We start from the raw sequence: 20,383 nt of genomic DNA on the forward strand, positions 1-20,383 counted from the left end.
ATTGCCGTTACAATGAAGACCATAACCTGCCTGTCCTGGAGGCTGCCATGCAGAACCTGTCCGATTACGAATTGATGCTACTTATAAAAGGAAAACAGCACGCCGCGCTCTCCGCGCTGTACGACCGGTATGCGGGGCTTGTCTATTCCTTTGCCTGGAAAGCGCTGAAGGAGGAAGCGGCCGCGAAGGATGCCGTGCAAGCCGTCTTCCTCCGGCTGTGGACGACCGAATCGGAGTACGACCCCGACAAGGGCAAGTTTACGAACTGGCTGCTCACGATCGTGCGCAACATCGCGGCCGATATGCTGCGCAAACGGCGAAGGGAAAACACGGGCATCGTGCATTATTTGCGGGAAGACCTCGAGCGCATTCCCGACAAGCGTACCCTATCGCCGGAAGAACGGGCGGAGCATCAATTCGTGAGAGAGCAGATCCGAAGCGCGTACCGCCACCTGAGCAAGCAGCAGATCGCGCTGCTGGAGCATTTCTACTGGCAGGGCTACACGCTGAGCGAGCTGGCGGCGCTGTACGGCCAGCCGCTCGGCACGGTCAAGAACCGATTGCATCAAACGCTGAAAATATTGCGAAGACATCTGTCTGCGGAAGGAGTAGGAACGGGATGACGGAACGGGGACGAACGCCGGTTTGCGAGGATTGCCTAAGCTATGCGGCCGGTTTATGCAGCGATGAAGAAAAGCGCGTTTTCGAACGTCATCTCCCTTCCTGCGAGAGCTGCCGGCAAGAGCTTGAAGATTTGCAAATCGTTTGGGAGGCACTGCCGGCCGCTATGGATATGATGGAACCGCCTGCAGATTTGAAGCAGCAAGTGATGGATGCCGTTCGCGCGGCGGATATGGACACCGCGGACGGCGGCATGAGCAGAGGCGAACTCGTCCTGCCGGTCGAACGCCGGGCAAGCCGGCTCCCGTGGGGAAGAAAGCCGATGATCGCGATTCTCTCGGCCGCGGCGTCCGTCATCCTGCTGTTATCGCTTTGGAATATCCAGCTGCGCCGCGAACAGGGCGCCGCTCCGCTGCCCATAGAAAAAGCCTTGTCCGTCTCCGCTTCCAACATCGATCAGGTGGTCTCGCTAAAGTCGCAGGCGCCCGAATCGGCCGGTTCCTCCGGCGTCGCGTGCATTATCGACAACGGGCGAAGCAGGCAATTCGTCGTCTATCTGTTCGGCGCCGCCGCGACGCAGGGCGAAGAAGCCTACCAGGTATGGCTCGTCAAGGACGGCAAGCGCACCAGTGCCGGTACGTTCCAGGTCGGGAGGGACAGCCGCGGCATCGGCCTGCTGGCCATGCCGATCCAAGGCGGCAAGCTCGACTTCGACGCGATCGGCATCACGCTCGAGCCGGATGAGCACGGCAGCCAGCCGCGCGGCGCGAAAATGTACGGCTCGGTGTAACGGGACGCGGTAACTTTTGGCTGCGCCGGAAAACGACTGGACGCTGCAAGCGTTAGCGGTAATAATGAAAGCATGGCCTATCGTCTCTATCGATCTTCATCGATTGCGATATCACTGACGCCCTCCGCATGGCCGACCGGCCGCGCGGGGGGCATTTTATTATGCGATTGCAGCAGCGCGGCATGCGCCTGCCCGAACTGCGGCGCAAGCGTGTCCGCAAGCGAATGCCGCGTTGCCGATCCGCTGCCCGCCTGTCGCCGAAAGGACTTATGCCCATGCATTTCCGCCAATTCAATGCCATGATTCCCATGCTCGAACGGATCTCCGCCCACAATGCCCCGCAGGTGATCCATCCTTCCGACGGACAGCATGTCCTCATCGTCGTGCGCCGCGGGCACGTGACGATCCGGGGAGCCGGCTCCGGGCAGGAGGCCGTCGTCTGCACGCAGGGCTTCGCCATTCATCCCGCGCAGGGCTCCCATGAGATCGAAACCCCGCGAACGAAAGAAGCCGAATACGACCTCCTGCGTTACCGCGTGCTGCCGGACAACGCCGAATGGGACCTGCACGGACCGCTCGGCACGATCAGCGAGGTCAAAATCCATTACATGCTCGACGATATGTACTTGAAGACCGAGGGCCGCGATTCGTTTGCGAAGGAAGAGGAGTGGATCGTGCAGAGCAGGACCCGGTTGATGCTGGAGCGCATCCTGTTCATCTTCCTGTTCGAGACGCAAGCGCGGTTAAAGGACAAATCCACGGCCCGCACGATCGAAGAAACGCTGGCCTACATGAACGAGCATTATATGCTGAAACTCACCCTGCCCATGCTCGCGCGCCGCGCCGAGATGAGCGAAGGGCATTTTACCGTATTGTTCAAGCGTCATACCGGGACGACGATGACGGGCTACCTGCGCGGCCTCCGCATCGACAAAGCGAAGCAGATGTTCGAGCAGACGCGGCTCACCGCCAAAGAGATCGCCCAGAAGGCCGGATTCCCCGATTACTTCCATTTCAGCCGGGTATTCAAGAAGGAAGTCGGCTGCTCGCCGGCCGCCTATCAGCAGGGCTTATCCAAAATCTAATCATACGACATCCCCAATCTAGCATTTGGACATGGCCTAATTCCGGGCCCTCGGCTACAATTCTAATTGATAATAATAATCATTTGCAGGGGGAACGAAATCATGGCTCACTGGTTCAAACGCACGCTCTTTCTTGCCCTTATCAGCTTATTTGCCGTCGGTCTGGCGGCTTGCGGACAATCCGCCGATAAGCAAAACGATCCTGCTCCGGCGGCAAATGCCGCGAATGCCACAGACGCCGCTAACGGCGCGAATGCCGCTAACGCGGAGCAGAACGGAGAGAACGCCACTGCCGGTTCCGAGGCGACGGCCGGCGGCGCGATCACCGTCCAAGACGCGCTCGGCACCGTTACGCTGCCGGCGGCGCCCGAACGCATCGTCACGATGGAATTCAGCTTTACCGACGCGCTCGCGACGCTCGGCGTTCAGCCGGTCGGCGTGGCCGACGACGACGATGCGACGCTGTTCATGGACGCGGTCAAGAGCCAGCTGAAAGATTACACCTCGGTCGGTTCGCGCTACGAGCCCAATATCGAGCTGATCAGCTCGCTGCAGCCCGATCTCATCATCGTGGATCTGAACAAGCACAAGGAAGCGTTCGATCAGCTGAAAGGCATCGCCCCGCTCCTCGTGTTGGACGACTATCAAGCGGATTACGACCAAATGCTGAAAAATTACATGACCGTCGCCAAAGCGGTCGGCAAGGAAACGGAAGGCCAGCAGCGGTTGGAGCAGCATCAGGCGCTCATCGCGGACGCCAAGGCGAAGCTGCAGGGCGTGAACCTGAACGCCTTGCCCGCGGTCGTCAACCCGAAGGGCTTCTTCGCCCACTCGGATCATGCGTACACGGGCTCCTTCCTCGCGATGCTTGGCTTCACCGATCCCGTGAAGGACGAGAATTCGTATCCGCAGCTGACGCTCGAGCAGCTGGTCGAGACGAATCCGCAGACGATGTTCCTGATGCCGACCGAGAAGGTCACGATCGTCGACCAATGGAAATCCAACCCGCTCTGGAATCAAATCGACGCCGTGAAGAACGGCAAGGTATTCACCGTCGAGCGCCGCGACTGGTCGCTTGCCCGCGGATTGATCGGTTCGGAGAAGATGGTCCAGGATATCCTGACGGACCTCGGCAAGTAACCGCATGCGTACGCCGATTACAAAGGAAAAGCAGGGCCGTTCCCGGCCCTTGCTCTTCCTTTTTCCCGTTGTTTGCGCGCTGCTCGTCTCCGGCTTGATCTGCAGCTTGAAATGGGGTCAAGCGCCGGTATCCTGGTCGACCTTGTGGCAGGCCGTTACTTACCGGGGCCACGGCAAAGCCGAGCTCTATATCCAGACGCTGCGCCTCCCGCGCGCCTTGACCGCCTGCATCGTGGGCGTTCAACTCGCCCTGGCAGGGCTGCTTACGCAGCTGACGGTCAAGAACCCGCTCGCCTCGCCCCATATTCTCGGCATCAATGCGGGCGCGTCGCTCGCGGTCGTGGCAGGACTCGTCTTCGTTGCCGATTTCTCGATGATGGATTCGATCTGGTTCGCCTTCCTCGGCGCGGCGGGCGGCGCGCTGCTCGTCTGGGCGCTGGCGGGGAGCGGCAGGGAAAGCCATGTCCGGATCGCGCTCGCTGGCATCGCGATCCACTTTCTGCTCGCGTCCTTGACGGAAGGCTTCATCATCATGAACCAGCATTCCACGGACAGCATGATCTTCTGGCTCGTCGGCTCGCTCAGCCAAGCCTCCTGGCTGGACGTGCGCATGCTGCTGCCCTTCCTCGGCGGCGGACTGCTCCTGCTCGCGCTCATGCTCCCTTCCTTCCGCCTGCTGCTGCTCGGAGACGATATCGCCGTCGGCATCGGCGGGAGAATCGCGGTCATTCGCGCGGTCGGCATGGCGCTCGTCATCCTGCTGGCCGGGTCGGCGGTCGCGCTGTGCGGACCGATCGGCTTCGTCTGCCTGATCGTGCCGCATATCGCGCGCATGCTCGGCGGCGGCAAGCTGGGCGTGCTCGTGCCGCTGACGGGCCTGCTCGGCGGCACGCTGCTCGTCTACGCCGATTTCGCCAGCCGGTTCATCGCGTTCCCGTTCGAGTCGCCCGTCGGCATCGTCACGTCCGCGATCGGCGCGCCGTTCTTTATTTATCTGGCCCGCAGGAAAGGCGGTGCGGCCGCATGAGACATCGTTCGGCCATCGTCGCGGCATTCCTCGCGATGCTGCTGCTCGCCGTCCTGTCCGTGCGCGTCGGCGCCGTGTCCGTGTCGTTCGGGGACATGTGGTCGACGATGCTGCACCAAGCCAACCCGTCCGCCTTTATCATCGAGCGGATCCGTCTTCCGCGGGTCGCGGTAGGCATATTGGCCGGCTTCGGGCTAGCCGTATCCGGGGTCATCCTGCAAGGGGTGCTGCGGAATCCGCTGGCCAGCCCGGACGTGATCGGCTTGACCAAAGGAGCCGACTTTACGGCCGCGGCCGTCCTGTTCCTCTTCCCGAAATCGCCCGTATACGCGCTGCCCGTCGCTGCGTTCGCGGGCGCGTTCGCCGCCTTCCTGCTGCTGCTTGCCTTGAGCCGCCGCTTATCGCTGTCCCCGGCCGCGCTTGCCCTCGTCGGCGTCGCCATCGGCGCGATATTCCAGTCCGGCATCCAATACCTCATCGTGCGGCATCCCAGCGACATCAACCTGGCGCTGACCTGGCTGGCCGGCAGCCTCTGGAGCAAAGGCTGGGACGATGCGCGCGCGATGCTGCCGTGGATCGCCTTCCTCCTGCCGGCCGCGTGGCTCGGCTACGCGAAGCTGAACATCTTCCAGCTCGGGGACGAGACGGGCGCATCGCTCGGCCTGCGCATCGTGCGGGAACGGTTCTGGCTGCTGCTCCTGGCCGTGGCGCTCGCCGGCGTCTCGGTAGCCGCGGCCGGCTCGGTCGGCTTCGTCGGCCTGATCGCGCCGCATATCGCCCGGAGCCTCGTCGGCTCCAAGCATCAGCGGCTGATCCCGCTCGCGGCGCTCATCGGAGCCGACCTGATGCTGCTCGGCGACTGCCTCGGACGCGTGCTTATCGTGCCGCGCGAGGTGCCCGTCGGCATCATGACCGCCGTCATCGGGGCGCCGTACTTCGTCTATCTGCTCCGCCGCGAGCGCCTGCAGCGGCAGGGACGTTGAAATCGCCTCCTGGTTATGTCACTATTAGCAGTGTAGGACAAATAGTGAGTAACGAAACAAAGGAGCGCGATCTAGTGAAAATCAATTATCATGGTCATGCCTGCATTCAAATCCACACGGGCGGCAAATCGCTAATCATCGATCCTTTTCTTAGCGGCAACCCCGCAGCCAAAATCAAGCCGGAGGACGTGAAGGCCGACGCCGTGCTGCTGACGCACGCCCACATGGACCATATCCTCGACGCGGCGCCGATCGCGCAAGCGAACAACGATGCGCCTGTCGTAGCCATCGTCGAGCTCGCCGCTTACATGTCCTGGCAGGGAGTGAAAAATGCGGTCGGCATGAACATGGGCGGCACGTTCGATCTCGGATTCGCGAAAGCCAAAATGGTCCAAGCCTTCCACAGCTCGGGCATCGTCGTCGAAGAAACGAAGCAAATCCTGTATGCGGGCATGCCTGCCGGCTTCCTCGTGTTTGCCGAAGGCTTGACGATTCTGCATGCGGGCGACACGTCGTTGTACGGCGACATGAAAATGATCGGCGAACGTTATCCGATCGACGTCGCCTTCCTCCCGATCGGCGACCACTACACGATGGGACCCGAGGATGCGCTTCAAGCGGCGGAATGGTACAACGCCAAGCTGACGGTGCCGATTCACCACAGCACGTTCCCCGGCATCGTGCAGGACGCGGAAGCTTTCGTGCGGCAGCTGGAAGAACGCGGTCTGAGAGGCAAAGCCGTGGCGCCGGGCGACGAGTTCGAGGTTTAATACTCCATCACGCGCGGTTCATTGCGCCGCGGCGCGCGCCGGCGACATTGTCGCTGCCGAATCACGAACAAGCCGGAATCCCCGCCATGCGGGATTCCGGCTTGTTTGCGTAGGTTTAATCGTCCGCTTCCGTCCGGTCGACCTTCACGCTCTGAACGCCACGCTTCTCCGATCCGCGAACCGCAGCTCGCTTAGTCCTTCGCCGATCAGGCGAATCCCTTCTTCGATCGCTTCCCCTCTCGTCCGGGAGAGACTCAGCCGCACCGCATCGTTTCGCGCGAACGCGGGCAGGAACATCCCCGACGCATCGCCGACGAGGACGCCCTTTCCTTCCATATGCCGTTTGAACCGCTCCGCTTGCAGCCGGTCCGGCAGTACGAGCAGCGCATAAAATCCCGAACGCGGCTCATGCTGCAGGACGCCGTCCGGAAGCAGGCGCCGGCACGCCTGGACGAGCAGCTCGGCTTTCCGCCGATAAATCGCCTGCAAGCGAGCCGCATGAGCGTCGAACATCCCGCTCGCCAAGTAGATTTCGAGCGCGCCCTGCATGAGCACCGGCGTATGCACGTCCGCCGCGGATTTCGCCCGCAGGAACGGCTCCCGGAGCTCGTCCGGCAGCACGGCCAGCCCCAGCCTCAGCCCCGGCAACATGATCTTCGAGAAGCTCTTGACGTAAATCACCCGGCCCGAGGGATCGTAAGCAAACATCGGATCCTGTTTCTTGTCGTCGTCGAGGTCGCCCAAATAGTCGTCTTCAAGGACGTAGACGTCATACCGGCGCGCAAGCTCCACGATCCTTCTGCGCTGCTCGTTGGTATGGCTGTACCCGGTCGGGTTATGGAATCGGGAGACCGCGTAGAACAGTTTCACGTCCCCTGCCGCGAACAAACGCTCGAGCGCCTCCAGGTCGATGCCTTCCTTCCCGACCGCGATGCCTTCGGCCTCCAAGCCAAGCTGCCGGATGGACTCCAGCATGCCGGCATGGGTCGGCTGTTCCACGACCAGCTTTCTTTTGCCGTTCGGAAACGGAAGTCCGGCGAGCAAATGGATCGCCTGCTGCGACCCGGTCGTCACGTAGATCCGTTCCGGTACGGTGAACACCTGCACATCCCTGAGCTGCCGGGCCAATTGGATTCTCAGCGAAAGCAAGCCCTGATGGTCGGAGTAGACGAACAACTCCTCGCGATACTGCTCGATCGCCTTGTTCAGGCTGTGCTGAAAATCCCGGTACGGCATCGTCTCCTTGTCCGGTCCCGCCTCGAGGAAATCGATCGCGCCTCCGGCTTCGTTCTCCCCGGGCCCGGTTGCGGCCGAGCCATCGACGACGAAATGCCCGTTTCGCGGCACCGAATAGATCAGATGCTCCTGTTCCAGCTGCTGGTATGCCTTGATGACCGTGTTCGGACTGCACGCCAGTTCGAGCGTCAACGCGCGGATGGAAGGAAGCCGCGCTCCCCTTCGCAGCCGTCCGCTTGCCATAGCCTTCTTGATCCGGCCGACGACCTCTTCGTACTTGCGCATGCTGCGATTCGCCTCCTCTGTATGGGTACAAGACGCGAAAAAGCGTCTGCAGGTTGCGGCTCGGCCTGTTTATAATGAGGTTGCCCGGGGGTCGAGCCAAGAGAAGGGAGGATCGTCCGCATGGCCGCCGGCACAATCGACGCGCTTTCGAAAGTCCGACTTTCGGAGGCTTGAAAGGATGGTTGAATAACCGATGAAACGATTCCCGAACGAATGGCGATGGAGTAAAAGTCTGCTCGCCTTGCTGTTGACAGTCCTTGTCCTCGCCTTGTCGGCGGCCGCGCTGCATCCGTTGTCGGCGCAGGCGGCGCGCGACAAGACGCATGCGCTCGAAGCGAGCGCGCAGTTTGGCGGCATCGAAGGGACCATAGTCATACGGAACTTGAAGACCGAGGCCACTTATATTTACGATCGCGCCCGAAGCACGGAACGCTTCACCCCCGAATCGTCGTTCAAAGTCCCGAACGCCCTGATCGGACTGGAAGAGAAAGCGGTCGCCGACGAATACGAGGTGAAGCGCTGGGACGGCATCGTCCGCCCGTTCGACGTCTGGAACCGGGATCATTCCCTCGCCTCCGCGATGCGCAATTCCGCGATCTGGTACTACCAGGACATGGCCCGGGACATCGGCAGCGAACGGATGCAGCGGGATTTGGACAAGCTCGGCTACGGCAATCGCGACATCTCCGGCGGCATCGACCAGTTCTGGCTGAACAGCAGTCTTCGGATCTCCGCGGCGGAGCAAGCCGACTTCATGGAACGGCTGGTCGAAGAAACGCTCCCGTTCGGGGAGCAGAACATGAAGACCGTCAAACGGATCATGATCGACGAGGACATGGACGACTATACGGTCCACGGCAAGACGGGAACGCGGCTGTCGGACATGGGCCTCGGCTGGTATGCAGGTTTCGTGGAGACGCGAGGAGCAACGTGGGTATTCGCGACCAACGTGGACAGCAGCGGCGCCAATGCGCGGCGGATCACGATGAACTGCCTGGAAAGCTTGCATATCGTCGACCGGCCGGACGACGCGCCCGCGCTGTAGCCCCGACCCGCTTGCCCCGCGTCCGATTGAACCGCCGCCTCGATTGAAGTGTCGCCTCGAACGTGGGCACGCTTCGTCCTTGCACTCCCTTCGCCGGCAACGACGGCGCGGCCGAAGCCGACGCGCGGCATGCAAAAAAAGCTGTCCCCTCCGCGATCGGCGGGGGGACAGCTTTTGCAGGATTTTAACCAACCGCCGCCTCAGGCTTCGCTTATCCGCAGCACGATCCGTCCGCGGCCGTGGCCGCTTTCGCTCTGCTGCTGCGCCAGGCGCGCCTCGCCGAGCGGATAGGTTCTTTGCACGATCGCCTTCACGATGCCTTGCTCGAGCAGGCCGGCAATCGCCGCCAAGTCCTCGCTTGAGGCGAGCGACGGCTTGACGATGCGGACGCCGGTCTCCAGCCCTTTCTCGATCGGCGGCCGTCCGGTAATCGTGATCAAGGCGCCGCCTCGCTTCACGACGGTCCAGGACCGCTCCAGCGTCTTCCCGCCGATCGTATCCAGCACGAAATCAACGTCCCGCGCCGCGTTCTCGAACGGCTCGGCCGTATAGTCGACGGCCGCGTCCGCGCCGAGCGACCGGATGAAGTCGATATTGGCCGGACCGGCCGTGCCGATGACATGCGCGCCCTTCCACTTGGCGAACTGCACGGCGAATAGGCCGACGCCGCCCGCCGCTCCGTGGATCAGCACCCGGTCGCCCTGGTTGACTTCCCCGTCCATGATGGCCCGCCAGGCGGTCGTCGCGCCGCCGGACACGGCCGCCGCTTCTTCGAAGCCGAGCCCGGGCGGTTTGGCGGCGATCGCTTCCGCGGGGACCGCCGCAAACTCCGCATACGTTCCGTTCGGGCTCCGTCCGAAGACCGCCTGCCCCGGGCGGAAATCCGTCACGCCAGGCGCCGTCTCCTCCACGATTCCCGCGAAAGCGGTACCGGGTATAACCGGGAACTGCACCGGCATCGGGAACAGCCCTTTGCGAAGCTTCCAATCCGCCGGCAGCACGCCTGCCGCGACGATGCGAACGAGTGCCTCGCCTGCTTGCGGTTCGGGCCGGGGAACCTCTTCCAGCCGCATGACATCGGCATCGCCGAATTGATGGTAACGCATCGCTTGCATCATCGGTCGCGTCATCTTATCCTTCCTCTCCGTCCATTCGCATTTCGCGGCCAGGCTTGATCTTTCCGCTGGCGATCTCGTCATAGACCGTCAGCTTGCGGTTGACGGCTTCGAAAGCCACGTCCAGATCCGCCTGCCTGCGCTGGAGCTCCTCCTTGTGCGCCTCCAGGATCGCCTGACGCTGCGGAATGGTGGATTCGCCAAGCAGCGCCAAATCGACGATCTGCTTCAAGTCCGCCACCTTCATGCCCGTCGCGCGGAAGCAGGTCATCAGCCGCATCCAATCCAGGTCCCGCTCCTCGAAGACGCGATTGCCCTGCTCGTCCCGCTCGATGAAGGGCAGCAGGCCTTCCTTCTCGTAATAACGGATCGTATGCGCGGGGCATCCCAGCCGTTGCGAAGCTTCTTTGATGGAAAATGGCATTTTATCACCTCCGGCATTGGACAAGCTATTCTCCAAGTTATAGCGCAAACGAATCGCGTTCGCAAGTGGGAGAAGGCCGAGCCCCCGCATACCGGATCCGTCCAAACGAAAAAAGCCGTCCCGCAGGCGCGAAGCCCTGCACGCGGGATGGCTGGCCGGAAAGCTTTTCGATCGGAGACGCTGGAACGCTAGCTAGGAAGGCAAGCCCATGACGAGCGCCGACAATTTGTCCAAATTCTCTTCGTTGCCGCTCGCGGCAACCCTCTTCACTTGCTCGTACACCGCGGCTTCCTCGAAGCGCTGGCGGAACACGATGCGCGTACCGCCGTCCGCTTCCTCGAATGTCGCCGTGAGCTCGAATACCGGCGCCACGACATGCTTCAGGACGATCCGCTCGGGACGGGCGATCTCCACGAATACGTTCGTATTCGGATAATCGGCGCCGTTCGGACCGTGCATGACGAATTTCCACGTGCCCCCCGGCCTCGGATCGAATTCGCTGAACGTATTCGTGAATCCCTTCGGCCCCCACCATTGCGCCAGCAGTTCCGGGTCCGTCCATGCGTCGAACACCGTTTCCCTCGGCGCATCGATGACGCGCGTCGCCACCAATTCGTTCTCGCCTGCCATTGCTGCCGCGCTGCTTGCCTGATCAGCCATGTCCATTCCCTCCTTTCCGTGAAATTGCGTTCGGTGTTAACGGCTGTCGTTGTCGTCGCGGCACAATCCTAACCCTGTCCGGTAGCACGAAGCTTACTCCGACAGCAGCTTCCCGAGCATATCCAACATGATGCCCGAGCCGTGCTCGCGCATGGCCGGCGTATCGTGCCCGTCAAGGAACGTTCCCTGCTCGGTAAAGACCAGCCGCGTCCCGCCGTCCTCCGGCTTGAATTCCACCGTCGTAATCGAGACCGACACGCGAATTCCGTCCAGATCGAGCGAGTACGAGTAGACGATCCGTTCGCCCGGAACGATCTCCTGATAATACGCTTCGAAATTCGCCATCGGTCCGTCCGGTATCCGGTTGGCGCTGCTCTCCCGACCGCCGACGCGGAATTCGAATACGTCTGATTTGGTGAACCACCGGGCTTTCTGGTCCGGATCCGACCAGGCGGCGAATACCCGCTCCGGCTTCGCGCCATAGACGCGTTCGATGACAAAGACGGCATGTTCGGCCGAACGTTTGGTCATGTTGTTTCTCCTCCTCTAAATGGGTTCTTCCGGAAGATCGCCGTCCAGAAACCCGCCCAAGCGATCCAGGCTGTTCTCCCAGCTCCTCTTCCGTTCGAAGAAATATTTCTCGTGGCTCTTCTTCATCGTCTGCAGCAGACCGAGGAAATCGTCCACGGACACCGAGTCCTGCTCCTGCATCAAGCTCGCGACATGCTCCAGCTCGCCGAGCAGCTTCTGCTGCGTGCGAATCGTTTCCTTGACGCGGACCATCTGCCGGGAAACGATATCGGCGGGACTGTACATGCCGCCGGACAAGACGGCTTTCACTTCGTCAAGCGACAGGTTCAGCTCCTTGAGCGCCAATATCTGATGCAGCCGCGCGATGTCCGCTTCGTCGTATTGCCGGTGTCCGGCCTCGGTTAACGCCGACGGCGAGAACAGCCCGATGCCGTCGTAGAACCGCAAGGTCCGAACCGTCAGTCCGGTCAGCTTCGCAAGCTCGCCTACCTTCCAGGTGCGTTTCATAATCATCCCCTTTGTTCGCGCCCTCTGATTACCGGTACCTTTACTATAAAACATGACGTTGCGTAAGGAGCAAGCGCTAAATCGCAAGTTGTCCGAATTATTTTCGCGCAAAGCCGGCCGAATGGCGAAAAACGCCCCGCAGCGGCGCACCGGCGCGCGCGACGAGGCGTTTTCGTGCTGCCGTCATACCGTCAACCGTTCACGATGCCGATCAAAAATCCGTCATAGCCTTTGCTGCCCACGGTCTGGATGGCGGTTGCCGACAGCCGCGGCTCGCCCGCGATCAGATCGTAGAACGCGCGGACGCCCTGAACGCGGGAATCCGTGCTGTGATAGTCGATGATTTCGCCTTCGCGGACGACGTTATCGCCGACGATGACCGTACCGGGACGGGAGAAACGCAGCGCCCACTGCAGGTACGCGGGGTTGTTCGGCTTATCCGCGTCGATGAAGATCAGGTCGAACGGCTCCGTTCCCTCTTCCTCCAGCTTAGCCAACTGTTCCAGCGCGATTCCGACCCGGATCTCGACCATGCCGTCCAGCCCGGCTAGCGCGAGGTTCGATTGGGCGGTCTTCGCGTGATGCGGGTCGAGCTCGAGGCTGATCAGCCGTCCCTCGGGAGGCAGCGCCCTGGCCATCCATATCGTGCTGTACCCGCCCAACGTTCCGATTTCCAATATCCGGACGGAGCCGTTCATGCGCGCGAGCAGCTGCAGCAGCTTTCCTTGGCTTGGGGATACGTCGATCGCCGGCAGCCCGGCAAGCCAATTCGCGGCCAAGACCTGCGCCAGCACGGCGTCGTGCGGGATGAGACGTTCCGTAATATAATCGTCGACCAGGCTCCAAGCACGGTTATCGTTCATCGTTACCCATCTCCTCGATTTGAAATCGTTTCGGTTACAATTTCATTGTAGGGGATGTATACTCATAAATATAATATATCTTTATGTTCATCCCATACATTAAATATATGAGCCGAAAGCAAGGAGTCAACCGATGAACCTGCATGCGCTTCGCTTGTTTCACGCCGTCGCTTCCGCGGGCAGCGTTACCCGCGCCTCGGAGCTGCTCAACATCAGCCAGCCCGCGATAACCGCCCAGATCAAGAAGTTCGAGAAGGAGCAGTCCATCGCGCTCCTGCAGCCGAGCGGAAGGGGCATCGAACTGACGAATGCCGGCCGGCAAATGGCGCTGCTCGCCAAACGGCTGTTCGCGATGGAGCAGCAAATCGAACAGTTCTGCGAGGAATGCCGCAGCGGCGCGAACGGGCATATCCGCATCGCCGCGACGTACCTCCCGGCCCAATTCCTGATCCCTGCTTGGATCGCCAAGTTCAAGCAGCGCTACGAGCAGGTCGAGATGACGATCACGACGACCAATTCCGGCGATGCGCTCAAGCTGCTGCTGAACATGGAGGTCGATGTCGCCGTTTACGGCGGACGCTCGGAGGAGGAACATTCGGACGAGATCCAATCCGAGCAGCTGTTTCAAGACGAGCTATGGTTCGTCGTTGCGCCGGGTCACCACTACGCGAACGGGCGCGTATCTTTGCATGAGATGATGAAGGAGCCATTCGTCATGCGCGAGGAAGGCAGCTCGACGCGCGAGCGGCTCTTGGCGCTGTGCCGAACGTACAACGCGTCCATGCCGCGGATCGCCCTGCAGTTCAACGGCCTGCACGAGGCGATCACGGCCGTCATTGCGGGCTACGGCGCCAATTTCGTCTCTTCCTTGGTCGTGCGCGAATACGTGCAGCGCGGGGAACTATGCCGCGTATTCGTGGAAGGCATCTCGCTGCGAAATACGATCGGGATCTGGACGCGAAGGAACGAGCCGCTGTCGGCCGCGGCGGCCAACCTCGTTCAGTTGATTCGCGACGAGTCCTGACCTGCATGCGGGTGCGGGCGAGCGGCCGTGAGGTGGCAGTTAGCTGGCGGGGAGCTGGGGGCAAGCTAACGGGGAGCCGGAGCTAACGGCGAGTAGGCTGCGGTCGCGCAAAAGCCGTTCCGGCGCCAAAGAGCTGGCTGCCGGAACGGCTTTTGATACGGTTCGCCCGCGATCACGATACGGCGGACGCTTCCTTGATCCGCTGCACTTCGCAGGCCCGCTCGTCCGGCGTCATGCGCGGACAAGTAAAGCATTTGGTACCGCCTTCGCGGCGGTCGTATTGGCAGCAGGCCGATCGCATGATCCAGCGTTCGCCCGGCTGATACGGATTGTCGACATAGCTCGGTTCCCACTGGAACGGATTCCGTTTGCGACCGAACGCTTCCGGCGGAATGGCCTCGGACAACAGCCGGAAGTGATGATCGAACCGCTCCGAAACCTCCGCAGGCAGCTGCATTTGTCCCACGAAATCCTTCGCCATGCCCGCGATTCCGCCGAATTGCCGCCAAATCATCTCCGCGTTCATGCGCGCCGCCTTCGCGATCGCCTGCACGGCCGGCGTAACGGCGGCGGACATAAATGTCCGCCAATCCTCCGTCACGAACTCGTCTTGATTCTCGGCCGGGAGGTCCCGCGCGATCACTTCATTGATTTTATAGCCGAGATGAGGATGGCCGTGGCCTTCCTCGTAATCGATCTGGAACGTGAGATTCTCGAGTCGCAGGTCCAGCGCTTTGCCGTACATCGCGAGAAAGATCAGCTTCGTGATGCAGAGAAGGCAGAGCGAAGTGCCGAAGTACGATCCCGGCAGCTTATAGCCGATCGCCTGCACGGTCTCCCCCGTCTTGCTCATCATCTCCTCCAGGCGCGCTGCCCGAAAGAAATCGACCGCGGGCATTTCGTCCAACACATGCCGGGCGCCTTCGGGAGAAATATGTAAGTAGGTTTTCACCAACGAAAAATCGTAAGCCGTCGTCATATCATCACCCCCGCTATGATAATGATTATCATTCACGATAATAGTACCATATCGGTCCCGAGACGGTCCAACAATTTCCCCTTTCATGGTATATTAATGGCGTCGAATGCATATTTTCTCCAATCATGGAAGGGGGGAGCAGCTTGGACTATATTCGCGATTACGTGATGTACGTTTCGATCTTCGGCTTGTTCAGCTTCGTCTGGTTTGGCTGGGCCCAGGAGAATCCACGGAAGCATTGGCGCAAATATCTCGGCATTGCTTCTGGCGCCGCACTTCTGCTTTGCTTGTTCGGCGTCTACTTGAGCATCACGAATTGGGATGCGCCCTCCGCCCTGTCGGAAAATGGATCGTACCGCAATTATTTGCTATTCTTCTACGGCGAGTTCGTCTTAGCCGGCATCGGTGCTTACTGGCTTATCCGCAGGAAACGAAGCCATTACGTCGCGCCTTGGATCGCTTTCGTGGTCGGCGTCCATTTTATCGGACTGAAGAGTGTGTTCGACGATCCAGGCTTATATGTGCTGGCAGCGCTGCTTGTCGCGGTCGCGGTCGCGGCTCCATTCGTGGCTCCGAGGCTGAAGGTTGCCAATAGCGCGATAACCGGCATCGGCGCAGGAACGGTGCTTTTCGGCTTCGCGGTGCTGGGGCTCGTGCGTTACTTGGCGGTTTAAGCCTGCGCTTGCGCCGGTTCCCGGTGCTTCGGAACTTCACCTTCCCGCCCATAGGTGAATACCCTGAATCAACTCACCTAAACGGAGGTACTTCGATGATTCCGGGATATCCCTACTACAGCCAAGAAACGCAATGCAAGCAGGTTCCGGTGACGTTTCCGCCGCAGCATCAGGACCGGCAGCCTGGCCTCGAATATATAATGGTGCCCGTTCCGATATCGGATAACCCGCACTATAAGGGCAGCGGAAAGCTGGCCGGCAAAATCGCGATCATCACGGGCGGCGACAGCGGCATCGGCCGTGCTGTTGCTATCGCCTTTGCCAAGGAAGGCGCAGACGTCGCGATTGTATATCTGTACGAACGCGAGGATGCGGTCGCGACGCAAAAGATGGTCGAACAGTATGGAAGGAAGTGCCTGCTGATCGAAGGCGACCTGAGGCAGCCGGCTTTCTCGGCCGAAATCATTCGCCGTACGCTGGAATGCTACGGGAAGCTGGACGTTCTCGTGCTGAATCAAGGCGTTCAATTCCCGCAGGAAAGCATATTGAACATCTCCAACGAGCAGTTGGAGGATACGTACCGCACGAATATTTTTCCGCATTTCTATCTGACCAAAGCCGCGCTTCCCCATCTCCGTCCAGGCAGTACAATCATCAGCACCGCCTCCGTCACCGCCTATGCAGGAGCTCCGCTGCTCGTCGACTACTCCTCGACGAAGGGCGCGATCGTCTCCTTTACCCGCTCCTTATCGCTGCAGCTCGTCAAATGCGGAATCCGCGTCAACGCCGTGGCGCCGGGTCCGATCTGGACGCCGCTCATCGTATCCAGTTACTCGGCCGAGTACGTCAAGACCTTCGGGCTGGAAACGCCGATGAAACGGGCCGGTCAGCCGTTCGAGCTCGCGCCGACTTACGTCTATCTGGCCTCCGACGATTCCTCCTTCGTGACGGGGCAGGTGCTTCACGTGAACGGCGGGGTCATGACGGAAACGTAATGGATGCGGCCGCTTATGCGGCATTCAACGCAACGAGGCATGCAAAGCAAAGATCCCCGAGATAGCTCGGGGATCTTTGCTTTGCAGCTGATGATTGGTGCCGGTCGGCTTGGATATAAAGCCGTAAGCGTTATCGGACGATCAGAATATTTCGAAGATGTATGAAAAAGCGAAAAACCAAGCTAATGTTACGCGTGAAGGAAAATCGCAAAAACCACTTCACATTTTGAAGCGGTTTTACGAATCAAGCTACTATGCCGACTACCAGATCGCCTTGGCGAGAACGATGCTGGCCGCAGCGGATCGACGAATCCGGGAGCAGTCCCGATCGCATGCAGAAGCGGACTGCCTGCAACACGAGAGCATGATAAAAAACACGCCCCGCTTTCGGCGTGTTTTTTGTCCGTCCATTGCGCAAACTCGAACTAGCCATTACGAGGAGGGTTGTCCGGATATCGAACTCCGTCTACGCCGGTTGGACCCTAGTAGCCTTCGATCGTACGGATCGATGCGCCCGGTCTTTCCGCTGTTCATTTATCCTCCATCGTTCCTTCGCCGGTTAATCCTTCGACGATGATGCCGCGGTAATGCGCGCCTTTCAACCGGTGCCGGACGGCCTCTTGATAAGCAGGGCCATAGTACCAGCGCTTGGCTTCCTCCAGCGAGGGGAATCGCAATATCGCGGCTCCTTCGGCTTCGGGACCTTCGATCACTTCGTGTTTTCCGTACATCGCCAGCGGCGTTACCTGATGCCCGGCCAAGCCCGCCGGCGCTTTGTCCGCATACAAGCGCAGCGCTTTCGGATCGACCGTCCGCTCGCGGATGAAAATGACGTAGGCTGCCATCGTCCGTCTCATCTCCTTCGCAATCGTATTGCCGTGCAGCTGCTTTCCGCGGAACGCGGCTGTCGCTGCCGCATGCGCAACCATAGTGTAAAACCGCCAGCCTGATCTCGTCCAATTTATAGTACGAATGAAACCGATTACTATTATTCATGAATGTGCAGGCGCTAACGAATGATCCCGCTCCTGCCGCGACGCGATGAACCGCCGTTATCCGGTACGTTTGTCGATGCCCATGAACCAATACGAGAGCAAGCTTCCGCCGATCAAGACGGCCGTCAGCAGCAGCAGCGATGCATGCATGCCCGTCATGAACGATTCGCCGCCGCCCATCGTCAGGCCGATCGCGGCGACGCCCAGCGTCGCGCCAAGCTGCCGGCTTGCGTTCAGCGCGCCGGTCACGGTGCCGGTCTGCTCCCGCGGAACAGACGAAATCACCGCCGTCATGAGCGATGGGATCGTGAAGGATACGCCGAAACCGATCAGCAGCAAGCCCGCCAAAGCGGGACCGTATCCCGAATGCGCGTCCATCCCGATCAGCGCCAGCGTGCCGGCCGCCGTCAGGCCGAATCCGGCCGTCATCGGGATTTTCGGTCCGAAGCGGCCTACGATGCGCCCCGCAACGATGGGATTGAACGCGAGCGGGAGCATCATCGGCAGCAGCGACAGTCCGGCGGCATGCGCGGACAAGAGACGCGTCTGCTGAAAGAACAACGGGAGCATGAACAACAAGCCGGACAACGCGACATTGATCATCATGCCGGCAGCCAGCCCGCCGGATACCGTCCTGCTGCGGAACAATCGCAGCGGCAGCAGCGGCGACGCACCTCGCGATTCCACGACCGCGAACAGGATTCCGCTTGCGAGGGAGACGCCGAATGAAGCCACGATGATCGGGGCGTCCCAACCATACGCCTCTCCCTGCATAAGCGCGAAGGATAAAGCGGCGATCGCGGCGATCGCCGTCAATTGACCCGCCCGATCGAAGCTTCGCCGCGGGCTGCGTCGGGTCTCGCCCGCTAAAGGCAACGTCAGCGCCAGACTGATCAGCGCAAGCGGCACGTTGAGCAGAAAAATGCTGCGCCAGCCGGCGGTATCGACCAACAGTCCGCCGACGACCGGCCCCGCCGCCATCGCCGTGCCGGTGACGGCCGCCCACGCGCCGAGCGCCCTTGCGCGCGCTTTGGCATCGGGATACGCATGCGCGAGCAGCGTAAGCGACGCCGGCATCAAGGCCGCTCCGCCGATCCCGAGCACGGCGCGCAGTCCGATCAGCCCGCCCATCGTCGGCATGACGGCCGACAACGCGGACCCGGCAAGGAAGAGCACGAGTCCGCCCGCATATACGCGCTTGGCCCCCAGTTTGTCCGATAACGCACCCATCGACAGCAGCAAGCCGGCGAATACGATCGTGTACGCGTTGACGACCCATTGCAGTCCTTGCAGCCCCCCGCCCAAATCCGCGCCGATCGCCGGCAAAGCGACGCTGACGACGGTCGTATCCAGCAGGACCATGAAATAGCCGAGCGAAAGCCCGAAGAGCAGCAGCGGCTTCGTCCTCTTGCCTGCCGTCCCAAGTCGTACGCATTGTTCCAAATTGCATTCCCTCTTTCCGTTTGCCTCGAAGTTGTCATCCGCTTCCCGACCAAAGTGTATAATGGATCCTATACTAGAATAAGATGACGGTTTATCCTAGGAGCAAGGCTCCTACGATGGCATGCGGCCGGGAAAGAAGGCGAACGGATCATGGAAACAAGGAACGACGAGCGGCTCCGGGAGCTGGCGCAGTTTCTGCGGACGAGACGCGCCCGGATATCGCCGGAGCAAGCCGGCCTTCCCGCCGGCGGACGGCGCCGAACGCCGGGACTTCGGCGCGGGGAAGTAGCCCAGCTCGCCGGCGTCAGCGTGGATTGGTACACCTGGCTCGAACAAGCGAGAAACATCCAAACGTCCGCGCAGGTATTGGACAGCCTCGCGCAGGCGCTGCAGCTGGACGCCAACGAGCGCAAGCACCTCTATTTGCTCGCGCTGCAGCAGCTTCCTGCTCATCAACAGCCGGCCGGCAGCGGCAGCGCCCGCGCGCTGCAAGGTTTCCTGGACAGCCAAGGGACGAGTCCCGCCTACGTGCTGGACCAGCGTTTGACGATCGTAGCTTGGAATCGGGCCGCGAGTTTGATTTACGGGGATTACGAGGGGATGTCGGAACGCGAACGCAACTCCGTCTGGCGGACGTTTACATCCCCATACGTCAAAGAAGTGCTGCGGGAGAATTGGGAAAGTCACGCGAGACACCGTCTGGCCTTGTTTCGTGCCAGCTATGCCAAATTCGCCGGCGACCCTTGGTGGCTGGCGTTCATCGGGGAGCTGAACCAGATCAGCCCGGAATTCGGCGCCTGGTGGCCGCGGCACGACGTGCTCAGCGGGCCGGAGGGGAATAAAATCAACTATCACCCGACGGCCGGCAAGCTCGTCTTCGAGCAGATCTCGCTGCACATGTCCGATGCCGCCCATTTGACGGTCACGATCAACCTGCCGGACGGCGAGGAGACGCGGCTGCGGGTGGAGCGGCTGCTGCAAGGGGAGTAAACGAGAAGGCAGGCAAGCATGCGAATGCAACGAATTTCGCTCCGCCGGCGCCCGTGATGCGCCCGTAACGACCGCACGCGAAAGGATCATATCCGCCGGCATCGGCGTGACCGCTATTTCATGAACGGTACGGCGAATAAACCCAAAAGGATGCTCTCCCCTATTGCCGGAGCGAGCATCCTTTTATATTGTACACGCATG

Annotated in this window: 22 protein-coding genes and 1 pseudogene; 13 read left to right on the top strand and 10 right to left on the bottom strand. The window is 60.8% G+C overall.

Annotated elements, in window-relative coordinates; translation table 11 throughout:
• The first annotated feature begins 47 nt into the window (after positions 1–47).
• From AC50YL_RS21725 to AC50YL_RS21760, 8 genes and pseudogenes are all read left to right on the top strand, one after another.
• Positions 48–623: an RNA polymerase sigma factor gene (locus AC50YL_RS21725; protein ID WP_494834691.1), complete on the top strand. Its 576-nt coding sequence runs from the start codon at positions 48–50 to the stop codon at positions 621–623.
• A pseudogene (locus AC50YL_RS21730) lies at positions 620–730 on the top strand (hypothetical protein); the annotation flags it as partial. The gene AC50YL_RS21725 and the pseudogene AC50YL_RS21730, both read left to right, overlap by 4 nt.
• Positions 731–787: 57 nt before the next feature.
• Positions 788–1,411, top strand: a complete 624-nt coding sequence (locus AC50YL_RS21735; protein WP_494835265.1) for an anti-sigma factor — start codon at positions 788–790, stop codon at positions 1,409–1,411.
• Between the two features lie 161 nt (positions 1,412–1,572).
• Entirely contained in the window at positions 1,573–2,496 is a 924-nt protein-coding gene (locus AC50YL_RS21740; protein ID WP_494834693.1) for a helix-turn-helix domain-containing protein, read from the top strand.
• Between the two features lie 102 nt (positions 2,497–2,598).
• Entirely contained in the window at positions 2,599–3,636 is a 1,038-nt protein-coding gene (locus AC50YL_RS21745; RefSeq protein ID WP_494834694.1) for an ABC transporter substrate-binding protein, read from the top strand.
• Positions 3,637–3,640: 4 nt separating this feature from the next.
• Positions 3,641–4,663 (top strand): FecCD family ABC transporter permease, encoded by a 1,023-nt coding sequence (locus AC50YL_RS21750; RefSeq protein ID WP_494834695.1) that lies wholly within the window; start codon positions 3,641–3,643, stop codon positions 4,661–4,663.
• Positions 4,660–5,646, top strand: coding sequence for a FecCD family ABC transporter permease (locus AC50YL_RS21755; RefSeq protein ID WP_494834696.1), 987 nt, complete (start codon positions 4,660–4,662; stop codon positions 5,644–5,646). The genes AC50YL_RS21750 and AC50YL_RS21755 overlap by 4 nt, the downstream gene beginning before the upstream one ends.
• Positions 5,647–5,720: 74 nt before the next feature.
• Positions 5,721–6,416: a metal-dependent hydrolase gene (locus AC50YL_RS21760; protein WP_494834697.1), complete on the top strand. Its 696-nt coding sequence runs from the start codon at positions 5,721–5,723 to the stop codon at positions 6,414–6,416.
• A 144-nt stretch (positions 6,417–6,560) separates the two neighbouring features.
• Here the strand turns inward: AC50YL_RS21760 and AC50YL_RS21765 are convergent, their stop codons facing one another.
• Complete coding sequence (locus AC50YL_RS21765) at positions 6,561–7,937, bottom strand: aminotransferase-like domain-containing protein (RefSeq protein WP_494834698.1); 1,377 nt, start codon at positions 7,935–7,937, stop codon at positions 6,561–6,563.
• 193 nt (positions 7,938–8,130) lie between these two features.
• Between AC50YL_RS21765 and blaOXA the strand changes: the two genes are divergently transcribed.
• Entirely contained in the window at positions 8,131–8,982 is an 852-nt protein-coding gene (blaOXA, locus tag AC50YL_RS21770) for a class D beta-lactamase (protein ID WP_494834699.1), read from the top strand.
• A gap of 200 nt (positions 8,983–9,182) precedes the next feature.
• Here blaOXA and AC50YL_RS21775 read toward each other — a convergent pair whose 3' ends face one another.
• The 6 genes from AC50YL_RS21775 to AC50YL_RS21800 form a co-directional block, all read right to left on the bottom strand.
• The gene (locus tag AC50YL_RS21775; RefSeq protein WP_494834700.1) at positions 9,183–10,112 is read right to left on the bottom strand and encodes an NADP-dependent oxidoreductase; all 930 of its coding nucleotides are present in this window, start codon (positions 10,110–10,112) and stop codon (positions 9,183–9,185) included.
• Position 10,113: 1 nt separating this feature from the next.
• Positions 10,114–10,521: a MerR family transcriptional regulator gene (locus AC50YL_RS21780; RefSeq protein WP_494834702.1), complete on the bottom strand. Its 408-nt coding sequence runs from the start codon at positions 10,519–10,521 to the stop codon at positions 10,114–10,116.
• Between the two features lie 192 nt (positions 10,522–10,713).
• Positions 10,714–11,181, bottom strand: coding sequence for an SRPBCC family protein (locus tag AC50YL_RS21785; protein ID WP_494834703.1), 468 nt, complete (start codon positions 11,179–11,181; stop codon positions 10,714–10,716).
• Positions 11,182–11,274: 93 nt separating this feature from the next.
• Complete coding sequence (locus AC50YL_RS21790) at positions 11,275–11,712, bottom strand: SRPBCC family protein (protein WP_494834704.1); 438 nt, start codon at positions 11,710–11,712, stop codon at positions 11,275–11,277.
• 15 nt (positions 11,713–11,727) lie between these two features.
• Entirely contained in the window at positions 11,728–12,219 is a 492-nt protein-coding gene (locus tag AC50YL_RS21795; RefSeq protein WP_494834705.1) for a MerR family transcriptional regulator, read from the bottom strand.
• 191 nt (positions 12,220–12,410) lie between these two features.
• Complete coding sequence (locus AC50YL_RS21800) at positions 12,411–13,082, bottom strand: O-methyltransferase (RefSeq protein ID WP_494834706.1); 672 nt, start codon at positions 13,080–13,082, stop codon at positions 12,411–12,413.
• 133 nt (positions 13,083–13,215) lie between these two features.
• Here AC50YL_RS21800 and AC50YL_RS21805 point away from each other — a divergent pair, with 133 nt between their 5' ends.
• Positions 13,216–14,106, top strand: a complete 891-nt coding sequence (locus AC50YL_RS21805) for a LysR family transcriptional regulator (protein WP_494834707.1) — start codon at positions 13,216–13,218, stop codon at positions 14,104–14,106.
• 172 nt (positions 14,107–14,278) lie between these two features.
• Here AC50YL_RS21805 and AC50YL_RS21810 read toward each other — a convergent pair whose 3' ends face one another.
• The gene (locus AC50YL_RS21810) at positions 14,279–15,085 is read right to left on the bottom strand and encodes a hypothetical protein (RefSeq protein ID WP_494834709.1); all 807 of its coding nucleotides are present in this window, start codon (positions 15,083–15,085) and stop codon (positions 14,279–14,281) included.
• Positions 15,086–15,228: 143 nt separating this feature from the next.
• On the opposite strand from AC50YL_RS21810, the gene AC50YL_RS21815 reads away from it, so the two are divergent.
• Positions 15,229–15,759, top strand: coding sequence for a hypothetical protein (locus AC50YL_RS21815; RefSeq protein ID WP_494834710.1), 531 nt, complete (start codon positions 15,229–15,231; stop codon positions 15,757–15,759).
• Between the two features lie 95 nt (positions 15,760–15,854).
• Positions 15,855–16,754: an SDR family oxidoreductase gene (locus AC50YL_RS21820; protein WP_494834711.1), complete on the top strand. Its 900-nt coding sequence runs from the start codon at positions 15,855–15,857 to the stop codon at positions 16,752–16,754.
• A 530-nt stretch (positions 16,755–17,284) separates the two neighbouring features.
• Here the strand turns inward: AC50YL_RS21820 and AC50YL_RS21825 are convergent.
• Together AC50YL_RS21825 and AC50YL_RS21830 are read right to left on the bottom strand one after the other, a co-directional pair.
• Positions 17,285–17,683, bottom strand: coding sequence for a DUF1330 domain-containing protein (locus tag AC50YL_RS21825; protein ID WP_494834712.1), 399 nt, complete (start codon positions 17,681–17,683; stop codon positions 17,285–17,287).
• A 123-nt stretch (positions 17,684–17,806) separates the two neighbouring features.
• Positions 17,807–19,192, bottom strand: coding sequence for an MFS transporter (locus AC50YL_RS21830; RefSeq protein WP_494834713.1), 1,386 nt, complete (start codon positions 19,190–19,192; stop codon positions 17,807–17,809).
• A gap of 150 nt (positions 19,193–19,342) precedes the next feature.
• On the opposite strand from AC50YL_RS21830, the gene AC50YL_RS21835 reads away from it, so the two are divergent.
• Complete coding sequence (locus tag AC50YL_RS21835) at positions 19,343–20,182, top strand: helix-turn-helix transcriptional regulator (protein ID WP_494834715.1); 840 nt, start codon at positions 19,343–19,345, stop codon at positions 20,180–20,182.
• Positions 20,183–20,383 lie beyond the last annotated feature (201 nt).

The organism is Paenibacillus sp. J22P277, from assembly GCF_059383675.1.

Excerpts from the sequence above, each read along its gene's own strand:
- AC50YL_RS21795 (WP_494834705.1), bottom strand. The coding sequence starts at position 12,219 with ATGAAACGCACCTGGAAGGTAGGCGAGCTTGCGAAGCTGACCGGACTG.
- AC50YL_RS21820 (WP_494834711.1), top strand. The coding sequence starts at position 15,855 with ATGATTCCGGGATATCCCTACTACAGCCAAGAAACGCAATGCAAGCAG.
- blaOXA (WP_494834699.1), top strand. The coding sequence starts at position 8,131 with ATGAAACGATTCCCGAACGAATGGCGATGGAGTAAAAGTCTGCTCGCC.
- AC50YL_RS21800 (WP_494834706.1), bottom strand. The coding sequence starts at position 13,082 with ATGAACGATAACCGTGCTTGGAGCCTGGTCGACGATTATATTACGGAA.
- AC50YL_RS21755 (WP_494834696.1), top strand. The coding sequence starts at position 4,660 with ATGAGACATCGTTCGGCCATCGTCGCGGCATTCCTCGCGATGCTGCTG.
- AC50YL_RS21825 (WP_494834712.1), bottom strand. The coding sequence starts at position 17,683 with ATGGTTGCGCATGCGGCAGCGACAGCCGCGTTCCGCGGAAAGCAGCTG.
- AC50YL_RS21725 (WP_494834691.1), top strand. The coding sequence starts at position 48 with ATGCAGAACCTGTCCGATTACGAATTGATGCTACTTATAAAAGGAAAA.
- AC50YL_RS21780 (WP_494834702.1), bottom strand. The coding sequence starts at position 10,521 with ATGCCATTTTCCATCAAAGAAGCTTCGCAACGGCTGGGATGCCCCGCG.
- AC50YL_RS21835 (WP_494834715.1), top strand. The coding sequence starts at position 19,343 with ATGGAAACAAGGAACGACGAGCGGCTCCGGGAGCTGGCGCAGTTTCTG.
- AC50YL_RS21735 (WP_494835265.1), top strand. The coding sequence starts at position 788 with ATGGATATGATGGAACCGCCTGCAGATTTGAAGCAGCAAGTGATGGAT.
- AC50YL_RS21765 (WP_494834698.1), bottom strand. The coding sequence starts at position 7,937 with ATGCGCAAGTACGAAGAGGTCGTCGGCCGGATCAAGAAGGCTATGGCA.
- AC50YL_RS21785 (WP_494834703.1), bottom strand. The coding sequence starts at position 11,181 with ATGGCTGATCAGGCAAGCAGCGCGGCAGCAATGGCAGGCGAGAACGAA.
- AC50YL_RS21775 (WP_494834700.1), bottom strand. The coding sequence starts at position 10,112 with ATGACGCGACCGATGATGCAAGCGATGCGTTACCATCAATTCGGCGAT.
- AC50YL_RS21750 (WP_494834695.1), top strand. The coding sequence starts at position 3,641 with ATGCGTACGCCGATTACAAAGGAAAAGCAGGGCCGTTCCCGGCCCTTG.
- AC50YL_RS21740 (WP_494834693.1), top strand. The coding sequence starts at position 1,573 with ATGCGATTGCAGCAGCGCGGCATGCGCCTGCCCGAACTGCGGCGCAAG.
- AC50YL_RS21790 (WP_494834704.1), bottom strand. The coding sequence starts at position 11,712 with ATGACCAAACGTTCGGCCGAACATGCCGTCTTTGTCATCGAACGCGTC.
- AC50YL_RS21810 (WP_494834709.1), bottom strand. The coding sequence starts at position 15,085 with ATGACGACGGCTTACGATTTTTCGTTGGTGAAAACCTACTTACATATT.
- AC50YL_RS21805 (WP_494834707.1), top strand. The coding sequence starts at position 13,216 with ATGAACCTGCATGCGCTTCGCTTGTTTCACGCCGTCGCTTCCGCGGGC.
- AC50YL_RS21745 (WP_494834694.1), top strand. The coding sequence starts at position 2,599 with ATGGCTCACTGGTTCAAACGCACGCTCTTTCTTGCCCTTATCAGCTTA.